Source organism: Paenibacillus oryzisoli (assembly GCF_001653565.1).
Lineage (GTDB): Bacteria > Bacillota > Bacilli > Paenibacillales > NBRC-103111 > Paenibacillus_E > Paenibacillus_E oryzisoli.
In genome coordinates this window covers 73063-86905 of record NZ_LYPB01000050.1, presented here as the reverse complement: position 1 = coordinate 86905, position 13843 = coordinate 73063, and the positions used below count along the sequence as shown (strand labels likewise).

At 43.8% G+C, this 13843-nt stretch carries 10 protein-coding genes; all 10 read left to right on the top strand.

Annotated elements, in window-relative coordinates; all coding sequences use genetic code 11:
• The first annotated feature begins 19 nt into the window (after positions 1-19).
• The 10 genes from A8708_RS08540 (at position 20) to A8708_RS08495 (ending at position 13176) form a co-directional block, all read left to right on the top strand.
• Positions 20-808 carry an FRG domain-containing protein gene (locus A8708_RS08540; protein ID WP_068663090.1) on the top strand — a complete coding sequence of 263 codons (789 nt, stop codon included), beginning with the start codon at positions 20-22 and terminating at the stop codon, positions 806-808.
• A 72-nt stretch (positions 809-880) separates the two neighbouring features.
• On the top strand, positions 881-1780 hold the full coding sequence (locus A8708_RS08535; RefSeq protein WP_239696606.1) for an ADP-ribosylglycohydrolase family protein: 900 nt from the start codon (positions 881-883) through the stop codon (positions 1778-1780).
• A gap of 34 nt (positions 1781-1814) precedes the next feature.
• Positions 1815-2261, top strand: a complete 447-nt coding sequence (locus tag A8708_RS08530; RefSeq protein ID WP_068663089.1) for an NADAR family protein — start codon at positions 1815-1817, stop codon at positions 2259-2261.
• 445 nt (positions 2262-2706) lie between these two features.
• Complete coding sequence (locus tag A8708_RS08525; RefSeq protein ID WP_068663088.1) at positions 2707-3654, top strand: ABC transporter permease; 948 nt, start codon at positions 2707-2709, stop codon at positions 3652-3654.
• Between the two features lie 13 nt (positions 3655-3667).
• A complete protein-coding gene (locus tag A8708_RS08520; protein ID WP_068663087.1) occupies positions 3668-4537 on the top strand; it encodes a carbohydrate ABC transporter permease in 870 nt (289 codons plus the stop codon).
• Positions 4538-4606: 69 nt separating this feature from the next.
• Positions 4607-6193, top strand: a complete 1587-nt coding sequence (locus A8708_RS08515; RefSeq protein WP_068663086.1) for an extracellular solute-binding protein — start codon at positions 4607-4609, stop codon at positions 6191-6193.
• Positions 6194-6281: 88 nt separating this feature from the next.
• Positions 6282-8021, top strand: a complete 1740-nt coding sequence (locus A8708_RS08510; protein WP_068663085.1) for a sensor histidine kinase — start codon at positions 6282-6284, stop codon at positions 8019-8021.
• Entirely contained in the window at positions 8018-9643 is a 1626-nt protein-coding gene (locus A8708_RS08505) for a response regulator (protein WP_068663084.1), read from the top strand. The genes A8708_RS08510 and A8708_RS08505 overlap by 4 nt, the downstream gene beginning before the upstream one ends.
• 87 nt (positions 9644-9730) lie before the next feature.
• On the top strand, positions 9731-11965 hold the full coding sequence (locus tag A8708_RS08500; protein WP_082927362.1) for an FAD-dependent oxidoreductase: 2235 nt from the start codon (positions 9731-9733) through the stop codon (positions 11963-11965).
• Positions 11965-13176 (top strand): GDSL-type esterase/lipase family protein, encoded by a 1212-nt coding sequence (locus A8708_RS08495; protein ID WP_068663083.1) that lies wholly within the window; start codon positions 11965-11967, stop codon positions 13174-13176. Before A8708_RS08500 ends, A8708_RS08495 begins: the two co-directional genes overlap by 1 nt.
• The last annotated feature ends 667 nt before the right edge of the window (positions 13177-13843 follow it).

The following is a 13843-nucleotide window of genomic DNA, read 5'->3' as shown; positions in this document are numbered from 1 at the left end:
AAAGGGAGTAGAAAAAGAAATGATTACTGACTTTCAAAAGCTTGCAAGAGAAGGATTAAGTGATGGAGTTACACATATGAAAATTGAATCGTGGAGTGAATTTAATCGACTAATATTTGATGAATTACTTGACTTTACTAATTATGTATGGCGAGGGCAACGATCAGCAAGTTGGTTACTTGAATCAACGATTACTAGAAAATTTAAAAATCATACTGAAGATAAGGGCGAGTTGCTTAAAAAGCATTTGGAAAATTTTAAATATGCTACTAGAGGAAGAAGGGGAAGCAATCCTGATACGTTGAAGGACAATACGGACTGGTGGGCTTTGGGACAGCATCACGGATTAGCAACTCCTTTATTAGATTGGTCTATATCTCCCTATGTTGCTGCTTTTTTTGCATTTGCTGAGGAGAGAGATGACAATGATAGCAATGAAGGCAGGGCAATTTTTGCTCTTGAAAAAGATGACGTAGGTGAAAAAAGTAGACAATTAAAAGGTGCCGAAAAGATTCAATTCATTAAACCATTTGCTGATGATAATCCGAGATTAGTAAACCAAAGTGGATTATTCACTTATGGACCTCTTGAAATTGATTTGGAAACTTTAGTTAAAGGATATTTTAAAGGAGAAAATTCACATACAAAATTGATCAAGATTATTATACCAGAATCGGAAAGATCAACAATATTAAAAGGACTTAACAGAATGAACATTAATCATTCGACACTTTTTCCTGACTTAACAGGGGCCTCTTTGTTTAGTAATATGAGTCTTTCGGTTAAAAACTACGGATCTCTGGAGTAATGTTGAAGAATACTTATCCTTCATAGTAACAGGGTTTGAGAGAGTTTATTAACGGCGTGGGAGGGAGTAAGGATGATGAGCAGAAGTAGCTTAGAGGATAAAATCAAAGGCGGAATCTACGGCGTTGCCATCGGCGATGCGTTAGGCGGTACGACGGAGTTCATGAGTGTCCGGGAGATCAAGGCGAGATATGGCTATTTGACGGAGATCATTGGCGGGGGAGCTTGGCGCTTGGAGCCTGGTGAAGTGACGGACGATACAATGATGACGTTGTGTGTGGCCGAGGGGATTTTGGCGAAGCCAGATGACCCTTTGAATGCCATCGGTGAGCAGTTTATGAACTGGTACCAAACGAGGCCGAAGGACATCGGTAACATCATCAGACATACGTTCGAAAATGTGGAGGACAGTTGGTTCGAAGCAGCCTATGTAACCCATATTGAAATGGGCCAAAGTGCAGGGAATGGCTCCCTGATGCGCTGTCTGCCAGTTGCGTTGGCGTACAAAGAGTGGAAGGATATCGAGCGGGTTTCCCATATGCAATCGAAAATGACTCATTATGACGATAGATGCAATGAAGCTTGCATCCTTTATAATCGAATCGCTTTCCGGCTGTTTCAGGGGGAAGAATTGAAAGAGGTGATCCAGCAGGAGCTGATCGGGACTGAGTATGAAAATATGCTCACGTCCGAACCCAATTGCGAAGCTAGCGGCTTCGTTGTGTATACGTTGCGCTGGGTGCTCCATATTTTGCTACAAGCTTCCAACTTTAGTGAAGTTGTTCAAAGGGCAGCTAACTTAGGCGATGACTCGGATACGATAGGTGCCATTGCAGGTGGGTTGGCCGGTATTTATTATGGCTATGAGGAGATTCCTGCCAAGTATGCTGAGGCGATCCTGATTAGGGAGCGGTTGGATGAGATTGCGGTGAGGTTGCTTGGTGTGAGGGATGGGGGGCATAAGTGTATTTAATTAAAGAAACGAGGTAAACGAGAGGAGTAATCAAATGGAACAAAATGTGATTAAATTTTATGAAACGGATAAGCCTTATGGTTGTTTTTCAAACTTTTCTAAGCATGCTATTCACATGCAAGGTAAAATTTGGCCAACATCCGAACACTATTTTCAAGCAAAAAAGTTCGAGGGAACAGAGCATGAAGAACAAATTAGATTAGCACCAACTCCAATGGAAGCAGCAAGAATGGGGCGAGAGCGTTCCAGGCCGTTAAGATACGACTGGGAACATATTAAACTCGACATTATGTACGAAGCAGTAATGGCAAAAATCCAACAGCATAAAGCAGTCAGGGATATCTTACTTTCAACGGATAAACAACTATTAGTCGAACATACAAAGAACGATGCATACTGGGGAGACAATGGAGATGGTACTGGAGAAAATATGCTTGGAAAAATTTTAATGCAAATCAGAGGTGAAATAGAATCCAATTAGATAGTTATCCATTTTGGAAATTTCTGAAGGACAAAGTGAAAGCGCCTGAATAGGGTCGCGCTCACTCTGTCCTTTTTTATGGAATAACGTGGGATAAGGCATGCTTGAGGCGCTGCTCTTGGGGGAATGTAGGCTCGCTAGCCACAGGGGATGCTGGCCGCCAAGCAAATAACTGGATTTTCTCCAAACAGCACATTTCGCGGCACAATTAGATGTAGGAAATCCAGTTAATCCCCATAAGCGCCAGCCTGGCGAGATAAGTTGGCATACCCTGAGAAGCGTTACTCCTCCAAGAAGGATGGTGTAGACGTTTATTACGCCTAGGGTATCCCATTTACCCTGGTCCCCACTTACTTAATATCTTGTAAGAAATTCTAGAAATCACAGAAATTTATCAGAAAGCAAGGTGCTAATATACAGATATAAACAAAGACGAGGTGAAGATATGCAAGCAAAACTGGCAACGGACGCCCTTCCCACCCCGAAGAAACGGGATTCATGGATAAGAACCATACAGAGATATAAAGTCATGTATGCGCTCTTATTTCCGGCCTTAGTATACTTTGCGGTATTCAAATATATTCCTATGGCAGGGATCATTATTGCTTTTAAAAACTATAACCTAGCCTTAGGACTATGGGACAGCCCATGGGTGGGACTTAAGAATTTCAAAGATTTTATTAACGGCGTTTATTTCTGGGACATTATGAGAAATACGATCATCATTTCGCTGTATAAGCTATTGTTCGGTTTCTCAGCTCCGATCGTATTGGCCTTGCTTCTCAATGAAGTGTATACCCAATGGTTTAAGAAAATTGTACAAACCATCACGTACCTCCCCCATTTTCTGTCATGGGTCATTGTATATGGACTGATGGTGGCGTTATTAGCACCAGGGGATGGCCTTTTTAACATGATTTTTAAACAAAATGGGATTGAGCCCATCTCCTTTCTAACGGAACCTGCCTGGGGCAGACTGCTGATCATCCTATCTGAAATATGGAAGGATATCGGCTGGGGAGCAATTTTGTATCTTGCAGCATTAGCGGGCATTGATCCTAGCTTATATGAAGCGGCGCGGATTGATGGTGCTTCCAAGTCGAGACAGCTATGGCATGTCACATTGCCCGGTATTCGAGGCGTTATCATTCTGATGTTGATCCTGAAATTAAGTCATATTCTAGACGCTGGTTTTGACCAGATATTCATGTTTGCGAACAGTTTTAACCAAGAGAAAATCGACATTATCGACACATGGGTATACCGTGAAGGGTTGGAGCGTCTGAAGATTGGCTTGGCTACGGCTGTGGGATTGTTTAAAGCGATCATCGGATTTGCATTAGTTTTGGCTGCGAATAAGATTGCCAAGAAATTCGATGGGCAAATTTGGTGAGGTGGTTTTCTACATGATTAATTTGACAGTCGGGGAAAAAATATGGCAAGTAGTCGTCTATTCCATTCTTGTAATACTAGCCCTACTTTGCTTACTTCCCTTTTTATATGTGGTTGCTGTTTCCGTGACGCCGGAATCGGAAGTCGTAAGAAAAGGGATTGTAATTATACCAGAAACCTTTACTTTCTTAGCCTATAAAGAAGTATTCATTTCGCATGGTATTGGGCAAGCGTACAAAATTACGTTATTTCGAACAATCGTAGGTACTGCGCTTAATGTGATATTTACAGTTGCAGCTGCTTATCCCCTATCCAAAAAATATTTGCCAGGACGCAGCACATTCTTAATATTTATTGTGTTTACGATGATGTTCAGCGGAGGCTTAATTCCGAGCTATTTGTTAATCCGCTCTCTAGGATTGCTAAACAGTCCGTGGGTATTGATTATCCCGCATCTCATTAGTGCATTTAATCTGGTTATTATTAAAGGCTTTTTCGAGCAATTGCCCCCTGAAATCGAGGAATCGGCTAGGGTAGACGGTGCAAGTGAGCTGCAGTCGCTTTGGAGAATTATTTTACCTCTCTCAATGCCCGTGCTTGCCACGATATCCTTATTTTACGCGGTAGGACATTGGAACAGTTATTTCGATGCGATTGTGTACTTGAATGATGCCAACTTAATGCCGCTGCAAGTTGTCTTGCGCAACATTCTACTTAACATTTCATCACAAAATGCTGATTCGATGGCCAATACCGGAACGGTGAGCAAATTCGCTGTGCAAATGGCGGCTGTCGTCGTGACGACGGTTCCGATCTTAATTGTGTATCCATTTATGCAAAAGCATTTTACCAAAGGCGTGCTTATGGGATCGATTAAAGGTTAAAGGCAATTCCTACCTAGGTTGTTACGGGATACCGTGATAATATATATACAAGCAAAAGGAGAGGTCAATATGCAACGTAAGAAGATTACATTTACTGTTCTGGCTGCTGTAGTAGGGCTCGGAACGCTATTGTCAGCATGTGGGAACCAAGAGGACGTAAAGCAGACAGCTTCCAGCAGCCCGCAATCCGAGTCTAGCAAGTTTGCGAACAAAATAAAGATCTCGATGTTTAACCAAGGGACTTTCAATGCTGCCGCTCCAATACCTCCACGTGAGGAAGATATCCAACGCCAAATGTTGGAAAAGGCGATGAACATCGATCTGGATATGACGATTCCGCAAGCTGGGCAAGCAACAACGAAGTTGAATACGCTCATTGCAGGTGGAGATATTCCTGATTTGCTCTTCTTGAAGAGTCGCTCCGATCTCGCACAATATTATGATCAAGGCGTTCTGGCGGATTTGACTCCGTACTTGGATCAATTTCCCGAATTGAAGAAGCGTTTTGCTCAAGACTCATGGGATGCGACGTCCTATCAAGGAAAAACCATTGGAATTCCAGGGTATGATAATGTAAACGGTATCAGTCGAAGTTTCTTCATCCGCAACGATTGGTTAAAAAAGCTAGGCATGAAAGTACCGACAACGCCTGACGAACTATTCGAAGTAATGAAAGCCTTTACGGAGAAAGACCCAGATGGAAACGGTAAAAACGATACGTACGGATTCATCGGCGGTATGAATAAAGAAGGTAATCTGCAAACCTACGGCTTCGATAGCTTGATGTGGATGTTCGGTGTCAATCCGCCTTCAGCCATTGATATCAAAGACAATAAACCGGTATTCTTATTTATCGATCCTAAAATGAAGGAAGCTCTCGGCTACATCAATAAAATGATGACAGCCAAAGTTGTGGACCCCGACTGGGTGACGATGAATACACCAGATTTGTTAGACCAGAAGTTATTTAAAGGTAAAGTTGGCTTTATGATTCGAGATGCCCGCAGACTTGAACCGGATTATCAGCAGAAGATGAAAGAAATTGGCGGAGAGGTACCAGAATGGATCGTGATTCCTCCAATGAAAGGGCCATACGGCGATCAAATCGTGGAGAGAAAATCGTTCCAAGTCAACTCATGGGCCATTTCCAAGAAAGCGGATAAGGACAAAATCATTCGGATCCTGTCCATGCTGGAATATATGTTTACGGACAAAGAAGCCTATCCGAATTTCGCATACGGAATTAAAGGCATTCATTGGGATGTCGTAGATGGCAAAATCAAAAATAAAACTTCTGAATTATCCAAAGATATGAAAGAAAAGTACTTATGGGTGGATCACTATAGAATGCCGCGTCGTGGCGATGACGCCGAGTACTTCTCCTTCCAGAATCCGAAGACGGCAGAAGCTTTCGCGAACAATCAGCAATATGTAGGTCTTACTCTGGCTGGAAATCTGTTGACAGCAGACCCGAGCGATTCCCTGGCTGCAGACCGTACACGTTTCATTAATGAAAGCTTAGTGAAGTTCATGTCAGGCAAAGACCCTCTGACGAACTGGGATGCTTTCCTCAAAACATTGGACACCAAGTTCGACATGCAGAAATATAAAGATACGGCTGTTAAGCAATTTAAAGAAGCAGGCTTAATCAAGTAATAGACAAAGAGAGTGGCGATAAACCGCCCCTCTCTTTGTTGTCCTATGCTATGCTTAGGTGATTACAGCCTCCAAAGGAAGATGACCGATGCGAAGAAGAATCAGCTTGCCTATTAAATTATTCACGATCGTGTTTGCATTCGTATTAAGCTGTATTATCTTGATAAGCCAATTGTCCTATCGCTATGTTCAGAAAGAAATCAGGACCAATGATATTTATTATACGAACCAAATACTAGACAAAGTTGATCAGTATTTAACAGTTAATTTTTCCTCCTTCCAGACCATCTTGTTCTCGGTAGAAACTTCAGTGAAAGCCAACATTGCCAATACGGAAGTAATTAAGAAGCAATTAAGAGAGCTCTATGAACTCAACAGTAATTACGTGAGCAACATTTATTTGATCAATAGTGATTTATCCATTCTAGGCGGAAGTACGACTACGCGAATTTTCGATGAACCTCTATCGGACAGAAAACCTTTGTTTGACGCAGCCGACAATAACAGACGGACTACCTTTGTCAGTGATCCGTATAAATCGAAGTATTCCGGATGGACCGTTACGATGGTGCGATATCTGAACGGAGCTCCGTATCCACTGGCGATTGCGGTAGATTTGGATCTTAATGCGATTGAAGAAACCTTATTTAAAATTAATAAAAAAGAACAAATGAATCTGGCTTTGATGACCACATCGGGTAAAATCATAGCTGGATTTTCAGAAAATAGAGGTCCCCTAAGTATTCAAGACCATACGTTCTCCATTGGGGATACATCGGCAGAAGAAATTTTGGACACGACAGGAACAAGTCTTCAACTGCATACCCAAGAGGGCATTCCAGTCTCTATTCTCAAGAAACCGACAGAGAAGTTTAATTGGTTCCTCATCTCAATCAACGATGAATCTCGTATGGAGGCAGCTCTGTCCAGATTGGAAAACTTTTATCTCGGACTGCTAGTTGCAGGCCTGCTCTTAAGTTTGTTTATTTCCTTTTTTATCGCCAAATATATAAGGAATCCACTCTATGCGCTCAAAACCAAAATGAAGCGGGTCGAACAAGGAGATCTGACGACAACAGTTACGATTAAGCGAAACGATGAATTCGGTGACCTTTCCCTAGCATTTGACCGCATGCTGCAGCAAATTGTGGAGCTGATTCGACGAGCAGAGCTTCATAATGAACTGGAGCGGAAGCTGGAAATCCAAGTGCTGCAATCGCAAATAAATCCTCATTTTCTATATAATACACTTGGATCTATCAGCAATGTCATACGTCTGGGACAAATAGAGAAAGTAGATGTGGTCATCGGATCACTCATTGCCATATTGGAATACGGGATCGCTGACGCGTCGGAGAAGGTTTCGCTGCGTCAGGAGTTACGCAATGTATCGGACTATATCGCGATCCAGAACATCCGGTATAACAGGCACTTCGAGTTAATTGAGCATATCGAAGAGGGGTTAATGGATTTTCCGGTATTTCGCATGCTGCTGCAACCGATTGTGGAGAATAGTATCTTCCATGGTTACAGCGGAGGTGGCATCGAAGGCTCGATTACAATCCATGCGTACAGGAATGGCGGCAACGTTATGATCGAAGTCATTGATCAAGGGGAAGGCATTCCAGCGGATCGTATTGCACATATTTTAATCGCTGAACCAAGTGATGTAGAAGTAAAGAGGAAAAGAATCGGGTTAAACAATATTCATGGTCGAATCAGACTGCACTACGGGGAGCAGTACGGGCTCCAAATCATAAGTACACCTCAGGAAATGACCTCTGTTCGCGCCGTATTCCCAGAAGGTTCGTTTAAAGGAGATGCATGAAAGTGAAAGAATACACCTGCTTCATAGTTGACGATGAAGACCTGATCATTCAACGATTGGAACTATTTTTTAGCGAGCTCTCCCAGAAGGAAAGGGTATTTCATGTAGTGGGAAAGGCGAACAATGGGCAGAAGGGGATAGAGGAGATTATGCAGCTTAAGCCTGATATTGTTATCTCCGATATCGTGATGCCGCGCATGGATGGGATCGCCATGATTGAGCAGTTAAAGCAGGAGCTGCCGCATACCCAATTCATTCTCTTGACGGCCTATTCGACGTTTGAATATGCACAGCGGGCTATTCATGCCAACGTCTTGGAATACATTGTTAAAGTTCCGTTAAATGAAGCTGATTTGAATCGAGCTTTGGTCCGGGCAGCTGGAATTCTGGATGAGGTTAAGAAAAAAGAAGAAGAGTTTCAATTATTAAACATATCCGTGCTTGAAAATAAATATAGAGTTCGCAAGCAATTTTTCAACGAGCTGATTAGAGGTGAAATACCGCCTCATCGGGTATCGAATTTCACCAATCGCATGGAGTCTCAGTTCTTTCAAGCCAACTACTGCTGTTTTATTGTAGAGATGAATCTGTATGAGAATTTTCGGAATGAATATTCAGCTGTTGACCAAAACATTTTGAAATATGCGATAACGAATGTCATCGAAGAAACCGTGATGAATTGTGGCAGTGGTGTCGCTACGGATCTCTCTGATAACCGTTTTATTGGCTTCCTATCCTGGGAAAATAATCGCAGCGATATGGATACCGAGTATGCCTGCCAGACATTGGGGAGTCAGATTGTTACCCATTTGCAGCAGTATCTGAATCAACGCGTATCTGTCGCTTTCGGCGGTTCGCATCGAGGCTGGGAATCGATCAAACAGGCTTACACGGAAGCTCACAATGTGAGTGAGGATTTCTATTATCATGGGGAAAAAGTAGTCAAAACACCCCCGCATCGGTTCCAGTACCGGAATGACAGGAGGGAGGAATTTCAGCAGAAATTGGCCGGTTTTCTGGTAGGGGTGCAAAGACAAGTTTCCAAGGAAGAATTGGAGAAAGAATTTGCGGAACTCCATCAATTTGTTATGGATCATAAGATCCATAGGTCGATCATGGCGCCCATGCTTCGAGATTTATACAGGGACATTACGGCGAAATTTAAATCGGGGAATACGTCAACCACGGATGTAGCCGAGTTTCCCATTGAATTTATGACTTTCAGAGAGCAGCTAACCTATATTAGCGACTTTACATTCGGATACGTACACGCTGGTCAACTCCTGCATCGGGCAGAAATTATGGGAGCCATGCGGTTTATCGAGAAGAATCTGAGGCAGCGTTTAACTTTGGAGGCGATTGCTGAGAATGTGAACTTAGCGCCATCGTATTTCAGCTCCCTCTTTAAGAAAACCATGAATGAAGGCGTGATTAGCTATATCAATCGTAAAAAGATCCAATTGGCGCTCGAACTGCTCAATGTTCAGGATTATTCGATATTGGAATTGTGCGAGGAAGTAGGCATAGTAAACGAGGGGTATTTTTGCAAACTGTTCAAAGAATATACCGGCGATACACCGAAGCAATATCGGATAAAAATAACGAGGTATGAATCTAAATAAAATATGATTTTTTCTTGAAATCGTGTAAATAAACGGCGTTCAAAAGGACTACCATGAGAGATGTATCTTATCATGGAGGTTATTACAATGGAGCTTATTAAAGCGGATGTTACCGTCATAGGCGGAGGAATTGCTGGGCTATGTGCTGCTATTGCTGCAGCTCGTCAAGGGCTGCAAGTGTCACTTATTAATGATCGACCAGTGCTTGGAGGGAATGCCAGCAGCGAGGTTAGGGTTCATATTAACGGGTCGGCTTATCTCGGCAAAAGTCCATCCTATTATGCGCGTGAAGGCGGGTTAGTGGAAGAACTCAAGTTGAAGATTTTTCATTACAATCCCCTATATAACAAGAAGCTTATGCTTTCGCTTTCGGATACGGTCTTGTTGGATATGGTTTATGCGGAGCCTAACATTGCTCTCTATTTAAATACATGTGTGCATGAAACGGGCATGGAGAACGGCAGAATTGCATGGGTGGAAGGCCTTCAATTAGCTTCCGAAAGAAAATTCCGGTTTGAAAGCCGAACGTACATCGATTGCTCGGGAGATGGGGTTGTTGGATTTCAGGCAGGCGCGCACTTTCGATGGGGGAGGGAAGCGAAGCATGAGTACAATGAAACCTTGGCTCCCGAAGTGGCGGACCATTACACCATGGGAGACACGATCCTTTTCCAAGCTCGCGATGTAGAATATGCCGTTCCGTTCAAAAGGCCTGGCTTTGCGTATGATATTACGAAGTTGCCCTTTTTCGATAGTATCAGGAAGGGTTTGAATCATCGGGCTTTCCCTAGGAAAATCAATGGACTTGGCGGATTGTGGTGGCTGGAATACGGCGGACATATGGATATTATTACCAATAATGAAGACATCGCATTGGAGCTTCGCAAATTGGTTTACGGGATTTGGGATTATATCAAGAATAGCGGCGAATTTGATGATGTCGACAATCTCATCTTGGATTATGTATGCCCAATTCCGGGCAAGCGGGAGTCGAGGCGTTTTATTGGGAATCACATGCTGTCCCAGAATGATCTAATAGATAAACCGCACTTCGAAGATGCTGTATCCGTCGGTGGCTGGTATATGGATTTACATGCTGCGAAGGGGATCTATGATGACGGCCCCGCTACAGCTTGGAATTTCGTGCCGGGCTTATACAATATTCCGTTCCGTAGTTTATTCTCGCAAAATATACCTAACCTCATGTTCGCTGGTCGCAATATCAGTGCTACGCATGTTGCTTTCGGATCGACAAGGGTAATGGCAACCTGTGGTTGTATGGGGCAGGCGGTTGGAACAGCTGCTTCGCTATGTCTGAAATATGAGGTAGACCCCGCAGATATCGCACATGCTCATATGGAAGAGCTGCAGGCGTTGCTGCTTCGGGATGGGCAGACGATTGTAGGACTCAAAGAAGAATTGGATCCTTACTTCGCTGATGGGCTAAGCGTCAGTGCCTCATCTCAGCGCAACTATGAGAATCTCAATCCAACTGAAGCGATTCCGCTGGATCAAGGGGTATGTTTGGTCCTGCCCATTCAGACATCTGTGGGAGATAGCGTACAGATCTCCATTAAAAATAGTTCCGAGCATACAGAAACGCTGCATGTGAAATTACTTGGCGGAGATCGGAAGGAAAACTACATTCCTACCAGCCTGTTAAAAGAATACAATGTGGCTATTGCTGCCGGTCATGACGGCTGGATTACGCTAGACTTGGGTTGCGTGAAGCCAGCGGATGATAAAATATACATCGTACTGGAAGGTACGGAGAGTCTCGCTGTATACGGGAATGAAGAGAAAATAACAGGAGCGGTAAGCTTCCTTTATAGGCCGGAAGAGCCTTCCAAGTTGAAGAAATTGGGTAAGAGCATTTGCTTCAAGGACGTGCTGCCAGCGCAGAATATGTATAACCCCGAGAATGTCGTCAACGGCTACTCCAGACCCTATGGTCTGCCGAACGGCTGGATTTCCGAACGTACGGAAGGACGGGAATGGTTGGAACTTAGTTTGGCCAGTCCTAAAAGTCTGGACGAAATTCATCTTGTATTCAATTCACAGCTGGACTTGGAGCATTTCGATGATCCGATCGAACCCCTTATGCAAGACTATGATGTGACTTTGACTTTCGAAGATGGAACCGAGAAGGGAATTAGTATCCGTGGGAATTATCAAACTTTGAATAAACATCGGGTGGACGCGCAACATGTGACCCGAATCCGGATTGATTTCTGCGCAACGTATGGTTCGCCTTATCATGAAGTGTTTGCTGTAAAATTGTTCGCTCCTAGCAACGATATGAGAGGACAGGTGAAGTCATGATGCAGGAATTATTCCCTCGAAGAGGTTTACCTAATGTCATTCGGAAGTTGGAGAATGGGGAAGCCGTGACGATTGTCTATTTTGGCGGAAGTAATACGCGTTCTCAGGGATATAGGGTGATGACGGCGAATTGGCTGCAGGGGCAATACCCCAAAGCAGATATCCGCACAGTAAATGCTGGGATTGACGGTACGGGATCGGATTTAGGCTGCGCTCGCTTGGAGACGGATGTGCTGCGCCATCAGCCCGATCTTGTGTTTGTTGAGTTTGTTGGTAACGATGGCGGAGTACCCGAGTCCAAAGCACGTATTGAAGGAATTGTCCGTCAAATCCGCAAGATGAACCGGTTTACCGACATTCTGTTCGTTTATACGGTGAAGGAGCGGGATGTGGCGGGATTTCAGGCTGGGGAATACCAGAAGGGAGCGCTTATGCAAGAGGAAGTCGCAGACTATTATGGTATACCTTCCATTCATCTGGGCTTAGCGGTTAGTCAATTGGTGACGGAGGGCAAGCTTATATTTACCTCAGGGAGTAAAGAGGCAGGCGAGTCGATTCCCGGGGCTATTGTATTTACGCATGATTCGATCCATCCGATCATTCCGGAAGGGCATCAGATTTATACGGATACGATTACTCGGTCATGGGAGCAGATTCGTGAACTTAGTTCGGAGAGTCTCGAACATAACCTGCCTGATGACACGCTGGTTCCGGCTAATCCGTGGGAGTACGCCACTATGCGGCCCCTGGAAGACTATGCCCAGCTATCTGCAGGATGGTCTTACGTGACTCCTGATGATTTTGCGCTAGCGCGTGATTATAATTGGTTGTTCCCCGGACTATGGCGAGCAGTCGATCCTGGTGAATCTTTCACGGTGCAATTCGAAGGTACGCACATCGGGCTGTTCGATATCGGAGGACCCGATTCCGGCAGGTTGAAGGTGACGGTGGATGGCGGTGAGCCGTTTCTTGTCGACCGCTTCACACTGTACAATGATCACAATCGTAATCAGTTTGTGTTCTTGCCGGAGCTTCCGAATGGGCGTCATACGGTTCGTTTCGAAATCGACAGCGAGAAGACAGACAAAGCGGCTGCGTTTGAGGCCGCTGGCAATGAGCGGAGCAGGGGCCATGTTCAGGAGCACCCGGATTGGTACGATCAAACGGTGATCCAGCTTGGGAAGTTGTTGTTGGTGCAGCCGCCCATGTAAAGGAAGTGTTTCATCATTGCTATTTGGAAGACCTAATAGTAGCAAGCATATAAGGCTGTCCGTAAGTAGATTCTTCTACTTACGGACGGCTTTATTGATATGTTTGCGATAATGTGATTGTTGGTTACGAGCTGAGTTGGGGGAATGGACGGGGATAGAAGTAGTGCTCAGTTGAGTAGCTAACATTCAAATAGATGGAAAATGTACAGCTAATTTTGCGGTTTTGTCTGGGATTTAGCGATTAGATGGAAAATGTACAGCTAATTTGAGAAGGATTGGCGGTTTTGTGGATTTTTGTGGAAATTAACTGTAGAAAATCCATCTATTGCTCCCAGATGGGGATAATCAACACATATAACTACATAAAATCCATTTAATTTGTTTGGAGCGGCGGAGAAAAGTCTAAACGGTATTGGTAGAAGTAGAAGTAGAAGTAGAAGTAGAAGTAGAAGTAGAAGTAGAAGTAGAAGTAGAAGTACGATTGCCGAGCCAGAATGGAGGGTGGCTCGCCACTCGATATTCACTTAAAATCTTATAAGAAATTCTAGAAATCAAAGAAATTTTGAGATCATGAGAGGTGCTATGATACATAAGACGGGGAAGATTTAGCCAGCGATTAAGGCTATCACTTCTTTGCGATCATGCCAACAAAGGAGGAAATGATGTT

Bases quoted from the DNA above. Each gene is read 5' to 3' on its own strand.
- A8708_RS08540 (WP_068663090.1), top strand. From the start codon at position 20: ATGATTACTGACTTTCAAAAGCTTGCAAGAGAAGGATTAAGTGATGGA.
- A8708_RS08535 (WP_239696606.1), top strand. From the start codon at position 881: ATGATGAGCAGAAGTAGCTTAGAGGATAAAATCAAAGGCGGAATCTAC.
- A8708_RS08530 (WP_068663089.1), top strand. From the start codon at position 1,815: ATGGAACAAAATGTGATTAAATTTTATGAAACGGATAAGCCTTATGGT.
- A8708_RS08525 (WP_068663088.1), top strand. From the start codon at position 2,707: ATGCAAGCAAAACTGGCAACGGACGCCCTTCCCACCCCGAAGAAACGG.
- A8708_RS08520 (WP_068663087.1), top strand. From the start codon at position 3,668: ATGATTAATTTGACAGTCGGGGAAAAAATATGGCAAGTAGTCGTCTAT.
- A8708_RS08515 (WP_068663086.1), top strand. From the start codon at position 4,607: ATGCAACGTAAGAAGATTACATTTACTGTTCTGGCTGCTGTAGTAGGG.
- A8708_RS08510 (WP_068663085.1), top strand. From the start codon at position 6,282: ATGCGAAGAAGAATCAGCTTGCCTATTAAATTATTCACGATCGTGTTT.
- A8708_RS08505 (WP_068663084.1), top strand. From the start codon at position 8,018: ATGAAAGTGAAAGAATACACCTGCTTCATAGTTGACGATGAAGACCTG.
- A8708_RS08500 (WP_082927362.1), top strand. From the start codon at position 9,731: ATGGAGCTTATTAAAGCGGATGTTACCGTCATAGGCGGAGGAATTGCT.
- A8708_RS08495 (WP_068663083.1), top strand. From the start codon at position 11,965: ATGCAGGAATTATTCCCTCGAAGAGGTTTACCTAATGTCATTCGGAAG.